The organism is Porphyromonas loveana, from assembly GCF_003096695.1.
In the GTDB taxonomy this organism is placed as follows: domain Bacteria; phylum Bacteroidota; class Bacteroidia; order Bacteroidales; family Porphyromonadaceae; genus Porphyromonas; species Porphyromonas loveana.
This window is the reverse complement of record NZ_QEKY01000006.1, coordinates 33,129-50,631: the sequence shown is the minus strand read 5'-3', so window position 1 is coordinate 50,631 and position 17,503 is coordinate 33,129. Positions and strand designations below refer to the sequence as shown.

At 50.3% G+C, this 17,503-nt stretch carries 13 protein-coding genes and 2 tRNA genes; 11 read left to right on the top strand and 4 right to left on the bottom strand.

Features of this window, described 5'->3' with window-relative positions; translation table 11 throughout:
• Window positions 1-2: 2 nt before the first annotated feature.
• Window positions 3-719 carry a phosphatase PAP2 family protein gene (locus C7382_RS04415; protein ID WP_116679107.1) on the top strand — a complete coding sequence of 239 codons (717 nt, stop codon included), beginning with the start codon at window positions 3-5 and terminating at the stop codon, window positions 717-719.
• Between the two features lie 15 nt (window positions 720-734).
• On the opposite strand, the gene cdaA is transcribed toward C7382_RS04415, so the two are convergent.
• From cdaA to C7382_RS04400, 3 genes are all read right to left on the bottom strand, one after another.
• On the bottom strand, window positions 735-1,502 hold the full coding sequence (cdaA, locus tag C7382_RS04410; protein ID WP_116679106.1) for a diadenylate cyclase CdaA: 768 nt from the start codon (window positions 1,500-1,502) through the stop codon (window positions 735-737).
• Between the two features lie 57 nt (window positions 1,503-1,559).
• The gene (folP, locus tag C7382_RS04405) at window positions 1,560-2,405 is read right to left on the bottom strand and encodes a dihydropteroate synthase (RefSeq protein WP_116679105.1); all 846 of its coding nucleotides are present in this window, start codon (window positions 2,403-2,405) and stop codon (window positions 1,560-1,562) included.
• Between the two features lie 310 nt (window positions 2,406-2,715).
• Window positions 2,716-2,790, bottom strand: a tRNA-Pro gene (locus tag C7382_RS04400).
• Window positions 2,791-3,017: 227 nt separating this feature from the next.
• Here C7382_RS04400 and C7382_RS04395 point away from each other — a divergent pair.
• The 8 genes from C7382_RS04395 to C7382_RS04360 all read left to right on the top strand — a co-directional run bounded on the left by C7382_RS04395 (window position 3,018) and on the right by C7382_RS04360 (window position 7,942).
• A tRNA-Cys gene (locus C7382_RS04395) sits at window positions 3,018-3,088 on the top strand.
• A gap of 199 nt (window positions 3,089-3,287) precedes the next feature.
• Window positions 3,288-4,868 carry a peptide chain release factor 3 gene (locus C7382_RS04390; RefSeq protein WP_116679104.1) on the top strand — a complete coding sequence of 527 codons (1,581 nt, stop codon included), beginning with the start codon at window positions 3,288-3,290 and terminating at the stop codon, window positions 4,866-4,868.
• 21 nt (window positions 4,869-4,889) lie between these two features.
• Window positions 4,890-5,108, top strand: coding sequence for a hypothetical protein (locus C7382_RS04385; protein WP_116679103.1), 219 nt, complete (start codon window positions 4,890-4,892; stop codon window positions 5,106-5,108).
• 39 nt (window positions 5,109-5,147) lie between these two features.
• On the top strand, window positions 5,148-5,855 hold the full coding sequence (locus tag C7382_RS04380) for a DUF4271 domain-containing protein (RefSeq protein WP_116679102.1): 708 nt from the start codon (window positions 5,148-5,150) through the stop codon (window positions 5,853-5,855).
• Window positions 5,846-6,592: a uroporphyrinogen-III synthase gene (locus C7382_RS04375; protein ID WP_116679101.1), complete on the top strand. Its 747-nt coding sequence runs from the start codon at window positions 5,846-5,848 to the stop codon at window positions 6,590-6,592. The genes C7382_RS04380 and C7382_RS04375 overlap by 10 nt, the downstream gene beginning before the upstream one ends.
• Complete coding sequence (gene rnpA, locus C7382_RS04370; RefSeq protein ID WP_116679100.1) at window positions 6,589-7,017, top strand: ribonuclease P protein component; 429 nt, start codon at window positions 6,589-6,591, stop codon at window positions 7,015-7,017. The genes C7382_RS04375 and rnpA overlap by 4 nt, the downstream gene beginning before the upstream one ends.
• Window positions 7,008-7,238, top strand: coding sequence for a membrane protein insertion efficiency factor YidD (gene yidD, locus C7382_RS04365; RefSeq protein ID WP_116679099.1), 231 nt, complete (start codon window positions 7,008-7,010; stop codon window positions 7,236-7,238). The genes rnpA and yidD overlap by 10 nt, the downstream gene beginning before the upstream one ends.
• A 35-nt stretch (window positions 7,239-7,273) precedes the next feature.
• Window positions 7,274-7,942, top strand: a complete 669-nt coding sequence (locus C7382_RS04360; protein ID WP_116679098.1) for a TatD family hydrolase — start codon at window positions 7,274-7,276, stop codon at window positions 7,940-7,942.
• Here the strand turns inward: C7382_RS04360 and C7382_RS04355 are convergent.
• Complete coding sequence (locus tag C7382_RS04355; protein WP_116679097.1) at window positions 7,895-8,434, bottom strand: DUF805 domain-containing protein; 540 nt, start codon at window positions 8,432-8,434, stop codon at window positions 7,895-7,897. The two genes, C7382_RS04360 and C7382_RS04355, sit on opposite strands and share 48 nt — an antisense overlap.
• Before the next feature lie 567 nt (window positions 8,435-9,001).
• Between C7382_RS04355 and ruvA the strand changes: the two genes are divergently transcribed.
• Together ruvA and sov are read left to right on the top strand one after the other, a co-directional pair.
• The gene (ruvA, locus tag C7382_RS04350; protein WP_116679096.1) at window positions 9,002-9,610 is read left to right on the top strand and encodes a Holliday junction branch migration protein RuvA; all 609 of its coding nucleotides are present in this window, start codon (window positions 9,002-9,004) and stop codon (window positions 9,608-9,610) included.
• A gap of 43 nt (window positions 9,611-9,653) precedes the next feature.
• Window positions 9,654-17,162: a T9SS outer membrane translocon Sov/SprA gene (gene sov / locus C7382_RS04345; protein WP_116679095.1), complete on the top strand. Its 7,509-nt coding sequence runs from the start codon at window positions 9,654-9,656 to the stop codon at window positions 17,160-17,162.
• Window positions 17,163-17,503 lie beyond the last annotated feature (341 nt).

Genomic DNA, 17,503 nt, shown 5'->3' with positions numbered 1-17,503 from the left:
ATATGTTTTTGGAACACCTATTGGTCGTAGAGAGGGAGCTTTTCCTTGCGCTCAACGGCATACATCATCCTTTTCTCGATGCCTTTTTCTTCCTGATCTCCGCCAAGTGGCCGTGGGTCATCATGGCCGTGGTTTTTCTCTTCTTCCTCTTTTATAAAAAGCCGCCGAAGGAAGCTGCTTTTATTCTCGGGGCGGTACTACTGAGCGTTCTCATCTGTGATCAGCTCTCTTCATCCTTTTTCAAACCCGTCTTTACGCGTTTTCGTCCCACGCATCATCCGGAGTTTATGGACTACGTGAAGACGGTCTATGGCTATCGGGGAGGAAAATATGGATTTATCTCGGGGCATACGATCAACTACGTGTCGTTGGCTGTCCTCACTTCACTCATATTCCGCAATAAATTCTATACTTGGACAATCTTTAGTACAGTAGCCCTCGTGATGTATAGCCGCATTTATATAGGCGTGCACTTCATTACCGATGTGATACCGGCTCTTGTATTCGGCCTATTGATCGGTTATCTTGTCTATCGGGTCTATATATGGGCGCGAGTCAAATGGATGAAACCTCCGTTTGCTGCCGATCCGGCAGCTGTGTATGCCGGTGATTCGATTCGGTTGTGGACGTATAGCCTGATCGGCTTTGTTGTGGCTTTGCTTATCTCCTCTCGTCAGATGATGGAGATCCTGTACCACTACGTTTTTCTCAACTTCTGAGAAAAACGCTCTCGACTAATTTTCGAGGAAGTGCTGTAGTGCGTCCGTGGTGATATCCTGATGGATCTCTCCGCGGAAAGCGAAGGATATCTTGCCGCGCTCTTCGCTGATGATGATAACCTTGGCATCTGTCTCCTGTGAGAGACCGAGTGCTGAGCGATGCCGTAGCCCCAAATCCTTATTCAAATCTGTATTGTTTGCCACCGGTAGGATGCAGCCGGCAGCAATGATGTTGTTGTCGGCGATGATCATGGCACCGTCATGAAGCGGACTATTCTTGAAGAAGATGTTCTCGATCAGTCGGGCATTCACCTCGGAACGAAACACCTCGCCCGTATGTGCAAAGGTGGTCAGATCCATCCCCTGCTGGATAACAATGAGGGCGCCGCTCTTCTTGCGCGCCATGTTCATGCAAGCGAGCATCAGAGGAGCGATGATGCGGCGTTCGTTTTGCAGTTCTTGTTCGCGCTTTCCCTTGTTGATGAGGCGTGCGATCGAACGCCACCTGCGAGTGGAGCCGATGGCGGTGAGCATCTTACGCAGCTCGCCTTGGAAGAGAATCACCAAGACGAAGAATCCTAAGCTGACAAACTGATTGAGAATAGCCCCCATCAGACGTAGCTGGAATATCTGCGAAACGACAACCCAGAGGACAAAGAAAGTGAGGATACCGGAGAATAGTGCCTTGCTGCCCGAGTGCTTGAACGTGGTATAAATCGTATAGATCAGCGTGGCGACGAGCAAGATGTCGATTATATCCTTTAGGGTAAATTGTAGGAACATACGCTTGTTTGGATTGAGGGGTGAATGAATCTGATACTGTATCTGTCTATCCTTTCTCTATCTGAAGGCCCCGAGCTTCTCGGCTATGCTGCATACTTCCACGGCAGCACGGACGTCGTGTACTCGCAGTATGTCCGCTCCGTGCAGGACGCTGTACATATTTAATGCAGTGGTACCGTTGAGTGCTTCTTCGGGTGTGGTGCCGAAGAGTTTGTATATCATGCTTTTGCGTGAGATGCCAACCAAGATGGGGAACTCTAACTCTCCGAATGCCTCTTCTTGACGGGAGAGTAGCTCGTAGTTCTGCTCCAATGTCTTACTGAAGCCATAGCCCGGATCGAGAATAATGTCGTGCAGCCCCAGTTCTCTCAATTGCCCCACGCGCTCCACGAAGTAGTCCAGAATATCCACGGCAATATCCGTGTAAGACGTAAGGCTCTGCATCGTGGCGGGTGTGCCTCGCATATGCATCAGGATATAGGGCACCTGCAGGGCGGCAACCGTCTGGTACATATCGGCATCAAGTTGCCCGCCCGAAATGTCGTTGATGATGGCCACGCCGTATTCTTCTACGCACATCTTGGCTACATCGGCACGGAAGGTGTCGATAGAGACGGGTACTTCGGCAAACTCATCTCGCAGTAATTGCAGTGCAGGACGCAGTCGTTCCATCTCCTCTTGGGCAGATATGTTCTCCGCGTTTGGACGTGATGAATAGGCCCCTACATCGATCAGAGTCCCTCCTTCTTCCACGATCTCTCGGGCGCGTGTTCGTATGCTGTCCGTGTCGGATAGGCGGCTGCCGGAATAGAAAGAGTCGGGCGTGATATTCATGATCCCCATAACGGCGGGTTTCTCCAGCGAGAAGAGCCTGCCACTGAGGTTGAGCGTCTTGCGTTTCATCAGTGTTGTAGACTGTATTTCTTCGATATTACCCCCCAAAAATAACCAATTCAGACCAAAACACCCTAAATGTGGACGCGTGCATCGTTAGAGATACCTCCTTAAGTCCTCTCCCTGCTACCAAATATGCAGATGCTGTTTATGTCACACACTCTCCCTCATGGACGAATGATCAGAATAATTTTCATCGAATTTTCATTGAATTTGCATAGAAAAGGGGCTAAAAAGGGGCTATTCGGGTTCCAAATGGTATAAAAAAGAGAATGAAAAAAGGGAGCCAGACGTATCTAACTCCCTGATTTTCAGTTTGTCGGGGTAGCGGGATTCGAACCCACGACCCCCTGCTCCCAAAGCAGGTGCGCTAACCGGACTGCGCTACACCCCGTGAAATCTGCCCTTGGGCGATTCCGTCGGCAAAAGTAGCATTTTTTTATTATCACGCAAATGCTTCTGTTTTCTCTCTCGCTCGAAAGCCTCATGTAAGCTGACGAAAGGGTAGGGAACCTCTGTCAAGTAGGTAATGTATGGGCTGGGCCACTTTTGTGAGAATAGAGGGGTAAAAAGTTTGTCGGTATGGAAAAATGTCTTTTCTTTGCAGTCACAACCCGCAATGGTTCGTTGGCCGAGTGGTTAGGCAACGGTCTGCAAAACCGTCTACGGCGGTTCGAGTCCGCCACGAACCTCTATCATTTTTCACAGTGGAGTCTCCCCATGTCGCAAGGCGTGGGGAGATTTTTTTGCAACATGGGTAAATGGATAGCAATGTAGATATGATCTGATTTTGCAAGTGATGGAAGTCGGAGCAGAGATTAAGATCGTGCCATCTCCCTGACTACAGCTAAGATTCGCTAACTTTGCAGCCTAAAACAGAACAAAATAAGTATGAGTACCTATACGGACGAGATCAATTCGAGGCGCACCTTCGCCATCATCAGTCACCCCGACGCCGGTAAAACGACGTTGACCGAGAAGCTGCTCCTTTTCGGGGGGGCTATTCATGTGGCAGGAGCTGTCAAGAGCAATAAGATCAAGAAGACAGCGACGAGCGACTGGATGGAGATAGAGCGGCAGCGCGGTATCTCGGTGGCTACGTCTGTTATGGGATTCAATTACAGGGACTACAAGATCAATATCCTCGACACGCCCGGCCACCAGGATTTTGCCGAGGATACATTCCGCACACTTACGGCTGTCGATAGTGTTATCATCGTTATCGACAGTGCCAAAGGGGTGGAGGTGCAGACGCGTAAGCTGATGGAAGTGTGCCGTATGCGCAAGACTCCTGTCATTGTCTTCATCAATAAGTTGGACCGTGAGGGGCAGGACCCCTTCGACTTGCTGGATGAGGTGGAAGAGGAATTGCAGATTCGTGTGCGACCCCTCTCATGGCCCATTGATATGGGACAACGTTTCAAAGGGGTATATAATATATACGAACAGGGACTCAACCTCTTTACGCCCGATAAGCAACGTATCACGGAGAGCGTGGCTTTCGATGATCTCAGTTCGCCGGAGCTGGAGAACTATATGAGCAAGGCGCAGGCCGAGAAGCTACGTGCCGATATTGAATTGATAGACGGTGTGTACCAGCCCTTCGACAAGGAGGAGTATCTGGCAGGACAGCTTGCGCCGGTCTTCTTCGGATCGGCATTGAACAACTTCGGTGTACAGGAGCTGCTCAACTGTTTCGTGGAGATAGCCCCATCGCCTCGTCCCATAGCCGCTGTGGAGCGTGCGGTTGATCCGCATGAAGAGGGATTCACGGGCTTTGTCTTTAAGATACATGCCAATATGGATCCCAACCACCGCAGTTGTATTGCCTTTGTCAAGATCTGCTCCGGACGCTTCGAACGCAATGTCAACTATAAGCATATCCGTCTGGGCAAGCAGTTCCGCTTCAGCAGCCCTACGGCCTTCATGGCGCAGCGTAAGGAGACGGTGGACGAAGCCTTTGCGGGTGATATTATCGGTCTGCCAGACACGGGCAACTTCCGGATCGGTGACACGCTGACATCGGGAGAGGAACTCCACTTCCGCGGCCTGCCGAGTTTCTCGCCGGAGCTCTTCAAATACATAGAAAATCAGGATCCGATGAAAGCCAAGCAGCTGGCCAAGGGCATCGACCAACTCATGGGAGAGGGTGTCGCTCAGCTCTTCACCAATCAGTTCAACGGACGTAAGATCATCGGTACGGTGGGGCAGCTCCAGTTCGAAGTGATTCAGTACCGTCTTTTGCATGAGTATGGGGCTCAGTGTCGTTGGGAGCCTATCAGCTTGTACAAAGCTTGCTGGATAGAGAGCGACAAACCCGAGGCTTTGGAGGCCTTCAAGAAGCGCAAGTCGCAGTATATTGCCAAGGATATTGAAGGGCGGGATGTCTATCTGGCCGATTCGGGCTATGTGCTCAGCATGGCGCAGCAGGATTTCCCCGACATCCGCTTCCACTTCACTTCCGAGTTTTGACACATATAAATAAAGCCCCCGATGGAATCCACTACACGACGCAAACTTTTGGCTCATGCCATATCGTCCTTTATCTTAGGACTCATCGTCTATCTCTTGCTCAGCCTGCTGTATTGGGTGGATGTACTGCCTCATCAGAAATATGCCCTTTGGATGGCCGTGGCTTTCGGAGGGGTCGCCTTTGCCCGCGGACTCCTCTCAATGAGCAAAGGGAAATCCGATAAGTCGGACCAAGGTTGAGCCTATCGAGGGTGGGCAGTGGTCATGAAGTAGAAGAAGATGACGGGACTACCTTTCTGGACAGGACAGATCATTTACGACGTATTGGTCAGTCTCATTCTCCTGCAGTTCGGAGCATTGGGGGTGGTCGCTGCGCGTATTCCGCACTTCTTTGCTCGTCTGCTTAGCGCAGTCTTCTATGGGCGGGAGCGCGTCTTCCTTGTGCGCATGCCTCGTTACATCGGTCGGCGCCTTTTTGTCCTCATCGGTCGCATCCAAAGTATGCTCCTTCTTTCCATTTCCTGCTACCTTGTCTTGGATGATGAGGGGCAGCTGATGACACTGGGGCTGTGGGAGAGTTTGTTCTTTCTCGCCCTCTTGTTCCTCTTCTTCTGTTTCTTCTTTTGGCTGTGGCGGCTCTTCTACGCGCTGTGGGGCTATCTCTTCTCGGATTATGACACGAGACGATTGTGGCGAGGTAGTTATACGTTGTTAGAATGGTTATGGGGTATTGCTCTCTTTCCCGTTGCAGTCATATATCTTTATGCCCCACAACTTTCGTGGTTCATGTACCTGTTGCCCGTGATATTTGTCCTTTGGCGATTGATCATTATTATCAAAACGCTACGTCCGTTGCCTGTCAAAAAAATAGGTTTTTTCCACGTTTCTTTATACCTTTGCGCCCACGAAATTTTGCCGTTGGTTTACATGATGGCATTATTGGAATGGTCTGTAAACAATAAAGAAATAATGGCTATATGGCAGTAAAAGTAAAGAAGATACTCATCTCGCAGCCACAACCCGTAGCGGGTAAGTCGCCTTATTATGATATTGCACAGAAGCATGGCGTTGAAGTCGTGTTCCGTCCTTTTATTCAAGTGGAGTCGGTCAGTACACGAGAATTTCGCAATCAGAAAGTAAACATCCTGGATCATACGGCCATCATCTTTACCGCTCGTACGGCCATCGATCATTTTTTCAGTCTGTGTGAAGAGTTGCGGGTAGCTGTGCCCGAGACGATGAAATACTTTTGTGTGAGCGAATCTGTGGCAGTCTATTTGCAAAAGCATATTGTCTATCGCAAGCGCAAGATCTTCTTCGGTGCCACCGGTAAGTTAGAGGATCTCATGACTGTTATCACCAAGCATAATAAAGAAACTTATTTCGTCCCGTTGGCAGAGGAGCACAAGCACGATCTGCTGGATATGCTTGAAGCTAAAAAAGTCAACCACAGTCCTGCTATCATGTATCGCACGGTCAGCAATGACTTTGGACCCGATGAGAAGCTCGATCACGATATGATCATCTTCTTCAGCCCTGCAGGTATAGCCGCTTTGTGCAAGAACTTCCCCAAATTTGAGCAGGGAACAATTAAGATAGGCGCCTTCGGTCCCACGACTGCTAAGGCGGTAGAGGAAGCCGGCCTGCGTCTCGATTTGGCTGCACCGACTGAGCAATATCCTTCCATGGCGATGGCTTTGGAGGGTTTCCTCAACGGGAAATGACGGCCTCGGCTACATACGGATTGACAAAAGGCGAACGCCTTCATCTTCGCGACGAGATCAGTCAGATCTTTAGTGAAGGGAAGGCGTTTGTCATTTATCCGCTGCGCGTTGTCTATCTGCTGCATGATGAAGAGCGTGAGGCGCAGTCTGCGATGCTGGTGAGTGTGGCCAAGAAGCGATTCCGCCGTGCTGTACGTCGCAATAGGGTCAAGCGTCTCGTACGAGAGTCCTTTCGCTTGCATAAACATATGCTCAACGATGTCCTCCGCGAGCATCAATTCCATGCTTCCATTGCCTTCATGGTCGTTACCGATGAACTGCCGGATTACCGTGCCGTGGAGAAAGCTATGATCCGAAGTCTGATGAGGATTGCGGAGCGTGTGGCGCTCATTGTGAAAGAGAAAGGAGCGGAGACATGCGTCTGATCAGATCTTTTTTTGTGCAGCTTCTGCTACTCCCCATTCATTTCTACAGACGGTTTATCTCTCCGATGCTGCCACCCTCCTGCAGATATACTCCCACTTGTTCCGCTTATGCCGTAGAGGCCATACGCAAGCATGGCCCGATCCGGGGACTGTGGCTGAGTATCAAACGTATTCTTAAATGCCATCCGTGGGGAGGAAGTGGTTACGATCCTGTTCCATAAGCGGTGATACAATTCCTAAAAGCATACCCAATAACATGATTTTTCTGGATATACATGCGCATACCGAAGCGCGAAACGACGAAAGTGTTTTGCGTGTTCAGAATTTGAATCCGGGCGAAGCCATACGCCCCGATACCTATGTGTCTATGGGCTTACATCCGTGGTACGTGGACGAGAATTACGGTGAGCAATTGACCTTACTGCGCGAGAGCCTTTCCCGACAGGAGGTGGTGGCATTAGGCGAGTGTGGATTGGACAAGGCGTGTCGCACTCCTTATGAGCTGCAACGCGTAGCCTTTGCCGAGCAGATAGCCCTGAGCGAATCGCAAGAGCTGCCGCTGATGCTGCACGTGGTGCGTGCATGGGATGATCTATTGGCTATGAGGAAGGAGGCAAAGCCTGCTCAGCCGTGGATCGTGCATGGATTTCGTGGCGGAAAAGAGTTGGCGGAGCAGTTGATTCGAGCCGGACTCTTCCTGAGCTTTGGCTGCCGATTCGAGCCGGATGCCCTCCGATTGGCCTACCGCTTGGGAGCTGCGTTGATCGAAACAGACGAGAGCGTGATTGACATTCGCGTGCACTATTATGAGGTTGCCCAAATAATCGGTTGCCCGCTACAGGAGTTGCAGCGACATGCAGTCGCGTTGGGGATAGGATTATTCCCCCGTTTGAGTCTCCGCAGGCACTTCGCTTCCGTCGGCTAAGGGGTCAGGGCCGAAGCGATTGTCGCCCTTCGTGCCTCTCTCGGCGAGCCAAATAATGAGAAGAATGGAGGCGCAGATATTGAAGAAGCCGAGAAAAAGAATGATCTGTAATGTGACGGGAAGTTCCCCGTCGCCCATCTCCACCATCCATTGTTCCCCGAATGCCATGAGGATTCCTTGAGTCAGGATTGTAGGAATGACGCTAATTAGGATCCAAAGCCCGCTGCGATTGGTGTCATGCAGTCTGCGTACGCTTGAGGAAAGGTTCGGCAGGAAGAAAAAGACGGCCAATAGATAGAATGCTATTGTCGACACTCGTATGGCTGTCGGGAAGGATTGGCCGAAGGCCTGGTTGACGCTATAATAGCTTAATGCTATTGTCGGGATAAGAGAGATGAGAAGTTGGAAAAGGACAAAATACCAGTATTCTTTGCGGCGACTGCGACCACGAAAATCTACATACTTACGGAGACAGAGCAAAAACCAGCGCATAGCTTCATCGTTAGGGGAGTTATTGTGTTTATACCGGCAAAAATATATCATTTTGCTCATTAACCCTCTTGCCGATTCCCTTTCCGGAGCCGATCCATTACAGAAAAATCCCCCAAAACATGTGCGTGCAGAAAGGACTAATGCTGCATCACCTTTTTTAACCCTCGACAGTGCGTTGAAAGCGATGGAGCGCATTTCTCGGAATCACGAGCTGAAAATCAAGAGAGTATGGCGCCATAATACTCCCATGACACGCGCCAAAAATTTTTCGATTTGGTGCCAATTTTTTCTCGAAATGGCGCCAAAATAAATTCCTTTTGGCGCGAGTTTTTTCGACCCTTTACGCTGATGGGAGATTATTACATATCTGCATATTTTTTTACACGAGTGTATTTGGTACGAATCATGAGGCCGCAGTCTGCTTCGTCTGGGGCTCCCGTTCGCAGAAGATTATTCCTCCATCTTTGCCTGACTGAGCCTCTCCCGTAGGACATATAAACGGCATTGATACAACATTTTCCCTACTTTTGCGTTACTTTCCTATAGTTATTGAATTAGCAGCAAGCGATGATAGAGTACCTCAAGGGGGCGATAGTGAGCCTGACGCCTACAAACCTTGTAATAGAATGTGGTGGAGTGGGATATGATGTGAACGTTTCGCTCACCACCTACTCAGCTTATCAGGGCAAGTCGGAAGGACTTATTTGGATCACCCAGCTTATTCGCGAGGATGCTCATCTGCTGTATGGCTTCTCCACGAAGGAAGAGCGAACGCTCTTTGGTCAGCTTACTTCTGTGAGCGGGGTAGGCCCTACCACAGCTCGGCTCATTCTCTCGTCCTACGGACCGCAGGAATTGGCCGCACTGATCACGATGGGGCAGACCGATGCGCTCAAAGCGGTGAAAGGCATAGGCCTGAAGACAGCGCAACGTATCATTGTGGACCTGAAAGGAAAGATCCAGCTGGAGACTGCTGTCGAGGATATGCCGGCGGCACGTACTGCAGCCGGTACAGCAGCACTTGGCACCCTTGCGATAGGCGAGGAGGCCGTGAGCGCATTGAAGATGCTCGGATTTGCCGATCCTGCCGTGCGCAAGGTGGTCAAGAGCATACTGTCAGAGGACTCCACATTGGCTGTGGAGGATATTATCAAGCGGGCATTGCGGATGCTATAATGACCCACTGAGAGAAGAAAGAAGATATCGGTTATTCTCGATAATGGCGAAGAAGAACAATCCCATTCGGCTGCTTGCAGCTCTATTGCCGGTTCTGATCGGTCTCGCTTTGGCTACATGGCGCCCTGCCAATGGAGCAGTTCCTCATTTGTCTTCATATACCGATTATGCCGAGGTGCCGGCGCCTGCCGATACCACTCTCTTCCCCGTTCGCAAGACACAACCCAAGGACTATCGCTATCTCGACGGCAAATATCCTCTTGACCTCAAGACACCGGAGAATATCCGTACCGAGTTTGTCTATGACGAAAAGACCAATACCTACCTGCTGATCACCAAACTCGGTGACAAACAGCTGGGTAGCCCCATTCCCTATACGCCTGCCGAGTATGTGCGCTATATGCAGCGCGACTCGATCCGTCGCTACTTCATTGAGAAGGAAAGAGCCGAAGCTCGTCAAGGCGGGGCCAAGCGTTTCGATCCTCTGGAGATGACTTTCGACCTCGGACCGGCCGAGAAGCTTTTCGGCCCGGGCGGAGTCAAGTTGCGCACGCAGGGTTCGGCCGAAGTGGCTATGGGGGCCAAGAGTAACGCCACCGACAATCCCTCTCTGCCGGAGAACGCTCGCAGACACTCCTACTTCGACTTCAGCGAGAAGATACAGACCAATGTGCAGGCCACAGTGGGCTCGAAGCTCAACTTCGGGATGAACTATAATACGGAGAGTACGTTCGACTTCGACTCCAAGAAGCTGAAGCTGGCCTACGAAGGAGAGGAGGACGACATCGTTAAGCTGATCGAAGCCGGAAATGTGTCCATGAGCACGCGCAATTCTTTGATACGTGGAGGCTCGAGCCTCTTCGGGGTGCATACGAAGATGCAGTTCGGCAAACTGGATGTGGATATGGTCATCAGTCAGCAAGAAGCTGAATCCAGAAGTGTCAATGCCAAAGGAGGTGCACAGACGACACCGTTCGAAATCTCGGCAGGACAGTACGATGAGAACCGACATTTCTTCTTCGGTCACTACTTCCGCGACCATTACAATAGCTCAATCCAGACACTCCCTTATATAAGCTCGGGCGTGAAAATCAATCGCATCGAAGTGTGGGTAACCAATAAGAAGGGCAACTTCGACAATACGCAGACCCGAAATATTGTGGCATTTACGGATCTGAGCGAACCGGAAAAGACCACGCTCCCGTCTGTCTCGCTTACGATGGCTACAGCCGGATTGCCTGCCAATCAGGCCAATACGCTCTATCAGACCTTGCTCTCAATGCCCAATCTGCGCTATATAGACCAGGTGACCCAGCAGCTCAGCGGTATCATGCTCGGAGGTAGAGACTATGAAAAGGTGGAAAGTGCTCGATTGCTGAACGAATCGGACTATACAGTCAATACGATTCTGGGCTATATCAGCTTGAATATGCGTCTGTCTGCCGATGAGGTGTTGGCAGTAGCTTTCGAATATACCTACAACGGACAGGTTTTCCAGGTGGGCGAATTTTCCACGGATCGGCCGGATAATTCGACAGAGAACTTATATGTCAAGCTGCTGAAGGGGACGGCCATGAGCTCAACTTCTCCCTATTGGAACTTCATGATGAAGAATGCTTACCAATTGGGCGGAGGCGTGTACAATGTACAGAAGGAAAAGTTCAAGCTCAATGTCTTCTACCAGAGCGATAGCGCAGGTACTTATCAGCCCTATATTAACGAAGGCAAAATCAAGGGACAGTTGTTGCTGCGTGTCTTAGGCATGGATAGACTGGATAGCAAGCAGGAACCTTATCCCGATGGTACATTCGACTTCGTGGACGGGTACACGATTCTTTCGCAGAAAGGTGTGGTTATCCTGCCTACGGTGGAGCCTTTCGGGAAGACGTTGGCCGATGCTTTCGATGATCCTGTACTAGCCGCTAAGTATTGCTTCCAAGAGTTGTATGATACGACTGCCGTAGCTGCACAGCAAGTGGCTGAGAAGAACAAATTTGTCTTCCGAGGGGAATACAAAGCATCTTCGGGTGGGGATATTTCTTTGGGGGCTATCAACGTGACACCGGGTTCGGTGGTTGTGACAGCCGGTGGTGTGAAGTTGACAGAGAACGTGGATTATACGGTGGATTATCTGTCCGGTAATGTGACGATTATCAACGATGCCATTCTTTCTTCCGGCACGCCCATCAACGTCTCTCTGGAGAACCGCGGGCTGATGAATATGCAGCGAAAAACCATGCTGGGACTGGACTTGAATTACAACTTCTCCAAAGACTTCTCCCTCGGTGGTACTTTCATGCACTTGAGCGAGATGCCGCTGACGACTAAGTCTGTGATCGGAGAAGAATCTCTCAAGAATACGCTTTGGGGACTTAACCTCAACTATCGCACGCAGGCACAATGGCTCACGAATGCCTTAGACCTCTTGCCTTTCTTGGAGCTGACCAAGCCGAGTGAGATCACCGTCAATGCGGAATTTGCGCATCTGATCCCCGGTCACTATCAGAGCAAATATGCACAGGGCAATAGCTATTTGGACGACTTCGAGAGCTCTCAGAGCTATATCGACTTGATGAATCCGTATGCTTGGATGCTCTCCAGTACGCCCTTCCAAGACGGGCTGGGCCCGATATTCTTCCCCGAAGCGTCTCTGACGAATAATATCGATTATGGCAGACACCGTGCCAAGCTCGCTTGGTTCTACATCGACCCTATATTTACTCGAGAGAACTCCGCGGCCATGCCTGCTCACTTGAAGAATGACCTCGAGCAGCTCTCCAATCACTATGTGCGCGAAGTGAGGACTTCCGAGCTCTTCCCATATCGCGACCAGACCTATAACATGAACAGCTATCTGCATACGTTGCTCATGTCGTACTATCCTGCTGAGAGAGGACCGTACAACCTGAATACGGTGGATATGCTTCAGACCGGTCGCTTGGGCAACCCGCAAACCAATTGGGGAGGTATCATGCGTAAGATCGATCAGAGCGACTTTGAGTCTGCCAATATCGAATACATCGAGTTTTGGCTGCTTGATCCATTCATATATAATAAGGGTACGGCTAAGGGTGGCTCCATGTACATCAACTTGGGAGAGATATCCGAGGAGGTGTTGAAGGATGAAAAGAAATTTTTCGAGAACGGTTTGCCCATATTCGATGATCCCACAGCAATCGAAACCACCGTATGGGGTAAGGTTCCTAAGATACAAGGAACAGGCTATGCCTTCGACAATACTGCCGGTGCGCGCCAGAAGCAAGATGTCGGTTTCAACGGACTATCCACAGAAGAGGAAAAAGCATTCCCCACATACGCAGAGTATATCGCACGTTTGACCTCTATTGTATCTCCCGATACGCTTGCCCGTTGGAGTCAGGACCCGTTTAGTCCCATAAATGACCCGGGCGGAGACGACTTCCACCACTATCGCGGAACTGATTATGACGAGCAACGCAAATCGATCCTCGACCGTTACAAGCAGTACAACGGTGTAGAGGGTAACTCTGCAGAGGCATCTAACGATGTAACCGGCTATAGTGTGGCCAGTCGTTTGGTCCCCGATGTGGAAGACATCAATCAAGATTATACGCTGACGGAGATCGAGAAGTATTTTCAGTACCGCGTGGAGTTACATCCTACGAAGATGGTTGTGGGACAGAACTACATCGTTGATTCGCGAACACGTGAAGTTGAATTGCGAAATGGCAAGAAGGAGTCCGTCACGTGGTACCAGTTCAAAGTGCCCGTGCGCGAGTTTGAGCGTAAGATCGGCGGCATCACGGACTTCAAGACGATCCGTTTCATGCGTGTTTACCTGACAGATTTTTCCGAAGAGGTCGTATTGCGTTTCGGTACTTTCAAGTTGGTGAGAGGAGATTGGCGTCAGTACGAACGAGAATTACATGCCCCCAACCTCACCCCCGTGTCTGACGCGAAGTTGGAAGTGAGTACAGTCAATATTGAAGAGAATGGAGACCGCAAGCCGGTGAACTACGTATTGCCTCCCGGTGTCCTTCGTTCGCTCGATCCTCAGCAAGCACAGAGCACGCAGCAGAACGAGCAGTCTATGAGCCTCAAAGTGCGCATGCTCGCTCCCGGTGACGCTCGCGCCGTTTATAAGAACACAGGCTATGATCTTAGACGCTACCGCAAGTTGCAGATGTTTACGCATGCCGAGCGTCTTTTGGAGGAAGATGGCACTTTGACCGGCAATGGCGATCTCTCCGTCTTTATTCGTTTGGGTACGGACTACCGTAACAACTATTACGAATACTCTATCCCTCTGCGTCTGACTCCCTTCGGGACGTACACGACCAATAGTGATAATGACAGAGAAACGGTTTGGCCCAAATCGAATATGTTTGACTTTCGTCTTTCAGCTCTGACAGACATCAAGACCAAACGTAACCGCGAGAAGGCTGCCGGCAACCCCGCTGCAGACTTCTATCGGCTCTTTTCCGAGCCTGATCCTGAGAATACGAGCAATACTGTGAGTGTGATGGGTAATCCGACTCTTAGTGACGTCAAGACCATCATGATCGGTATTCGCAATAATAGTACGGAGATCAAAAGTGCCGAGATCTGGGTCAATGAACTCCGACTCACCGACTATGACGAAGATGGTGGTTGGGCAGCCAATACTACTATCAATATGCAATTGAGCGATTTGGGCTCGATCAATATGCGTGGTCAGATGATCACAGCTGGTTTTGGAGCCTTGGACGAATCACTCTCACAGCGTGCCATCGAGGATACGCGTACGATCAATGTTTCCACCAATTTGGAGTTGGGCAAATTCTTCCCCGAGAAAGCGCAGATCAGCATCCCCTTCTACTATTCAGTATCCGATGAGAAGATATCGCCCCAGTACAATCCTTTCGATCAAGACATCTTGTTCAAAGACGCATTGGATGCCCTGCCTAATAAAGCTGCACGAGACTCACTCAGTCGATTGAGCGAAAATCGTCTGACGTCGCGTAGTCTGGCGTTGAACAACATCCGTGTAAACGTAAAGAGCAAGCGTCCGATGCCCTATGATCCTGCCAACTTCTCCTTCAGCTACGCATATAATAAGAATGAACGCTCCAATCCTGATATGGAGTATAATACCGATCTGAACTGGAATGCGGGGATGATCTATGACTATTCTCCTATTCTCAAACCGATCAAACCCTTTGCCAAGATTAAGAATGCCGGAGCCTATCTGAAGGGCTTTAGTATCAATCCGCTTCCCTCTAAGATTACCTTCCAGACCTCTATGGCGCGTACATATTCGGAAGAGCAGGTACGCAACTTCACCTATGGTGTGGGAGAAGGGGATAAGTTGCCTGTGACTTTCATGCAGAACTTCTTGTGGAATCGCAGTCTTGCCGTTAATTGGAATCCAATTCATAGCGTAAAGGTCAATTTCCGCAGCGGCACCAACGCCCGCATCGAAGAGCCTCATGTGCAGGTGAATAAGGAGTTGGCACCGGACGAATATAAGATCTGGCGAGATTCGGTGCGCCGCAGTATTGCCGAGCTGGGTACTCCTATCGCATACGATCAGTTGGCAAATGTCGCGTACACCCTCCCGACTGCCGTCATACCTATGCTCAATTGGATCAACGGAACGCTCAGCTACAACGCTACATACAATTGGGATCGCGGGGCGAAGACTTTCTCCAATCAGATTATCGGTAATACGATTCGCAATCAGATGACGCTCGACATTCCGTTGCAGTTCAATCTGACTACCCTCTATCGCAAGTTTGATTATCTCAAACGTCTCGAGCAGCGGATTACCAACCCCGACAAGAAAGAACCCACTCGGAACGCACCTAAACCACTGACCAGAAAGATTCGCCTCTTCCCTGACTCTACGGTTACGCTCAAGCACACATTTGCATCCAAGAAAGTACGTGTCACAGCGCTTAGTCCTAACGGCAAGACTTATCCCATCAAGACCAAGTTCAAAGACAAGAACACGATTATCATTCTCAACAAGGATAGCATCGAGATCAACGTCACTGTTACGCCTCCTCGTCGGAGTGGTTCCGACCGGACCCTCGGCGTTGTTGGCGATCGAATGATCTATGCGCTGATGATGCTCAAGAACGTCAATATCAACTATAAGCAAACCTCCGGACTCAATCTGCCCGGCTTCCTGCCGAATATCAAAGCAGCGGGCGGACAAGGCTCTGTCGATGGTGTCATGGCTCCGGGTTTGGGCTTTGCATTTGGCTTCGCAGGAGAAGATTTTGTAGAGAAGGCTGCCCATAATGGTTGGCTGATCGGAGGACAAGAAAATGTGTCGCCTGCCGTCTATGCCGAGAGCAATACTTTCGAGGTGAGGATGACGCTTGAGCCGATTCGCGACTTGCGCATCAACCTCACGGCCAATCGTACCGACACACGACAGACCCAGACACAATATGTTTATGAAGGCATGCCGCGTACCTATGGCGGTAACTTTGTGATGACGACTATTGGTCTCAAGGGCATGTTTAGCAGTTCGTCCGGGTCCACCGGCTATGCTTCCGATGCTTTCAATCAGTTCCTCAACAATCGTGCCATCATTGCCGCACGCATCATGGCGCAGTACGGAGGAGCCACCTATCCCAATGCCGGATTCCTGGCGGGCAGCAGCTTGGCTGGACAGCCCGTTTCGCTCGACGGTAGTGCTGTGTCGCTCAATTCGGCCGATGTCCTCATTCCCGCTTTCCTCAGTGCCTATTCGCAGAAGTCCGTAGGCAAGATCGGTCTGTCGCCCTTCCCGTCTCTTTCTTCTCTCCTGCCCAATTGGAATATCTCTTATACGGGTCTCAATAAGCTGGAGCTCTTCAAGAAACTCTTCCGCTCAGTTCGTATCAACCATGCTTATCGCGGGATATACAATGTGGACAGTTATAGCTCTTACCTCGGTTGGGTAGGGATGGGAGATGGCAGCAGCTTAGGTTTTCTGGCCGATGCTTCCGATCCCCTTTCGATGACCCCTGTTGCCTCTATGCCTTACGACATCCCGTTTGTGCGTATGGAGGACAGTTTCGCTCCACTGCTCGGCGTAGAACTCACCTTTATGAGTGGGCTGGGCGTGAATACGGACTACAGAAAGACACGCCGACTGAACCTGAATCTCTTGGCCTATCAGCTTGTCGAGTCCAATGAAGATCAGATCACGCTGGGAATGAGCTACAAGGCTGACAATTTTGCTAAGCTCGTCGGTTGGCAACGTACTCGTCCGGCGCGCAAAAAAGGAGGAAAGTCTTCCGACAACAATGCGACCAATCAGGCCACTCCGCGCACCGGAGGTGCTCTGACCGTGCGTGTGAATTATGCTTATAGCCGCACGCTCACACTTATTCGCAAGATACAAGAAAACTATACGCAGGCGACCAATGGCAATATCAGCCATAAGATCAACGTCAGTGCCGACTACGACATCAGCCGTATGCTCACACTGCGAGCTTACTATGACTGGGATATGAATCATCCGCTCGTAAGCTCGGCCTCCTTCCCCATCCGAAACAGCAACTTCGGTGTGAGCTTCCGTTTCAATCTCACCCAGTAAATTCACAGTTACATGGCTTAACGCGCTCGTTCTCTACGCCATACTCCGATAAGGGTGTGACGTAGAGAGCCTTTGCGTTGATGCACGCTTCGAAAAAATACCCACTCTTCAGCTTCCGGCCAATAAGCCTCTCATGGAAAAAGACGTGCCGGAAACGACCGAAATATGGCACCTGATTTCGTGAAAATACGCGCCAAATAATTTGGGAAATGGCGCCAAAATAAAATGGAAATGGCGCGTAATCGAAAAAAATTATGCGCCATGTTTTTTTGCACCATATGCAGAATTTTTCCGGCGCGTAGTTCTGTTTGTGGTTTTAGTCGCCCGGCGGAGTCTTTTGC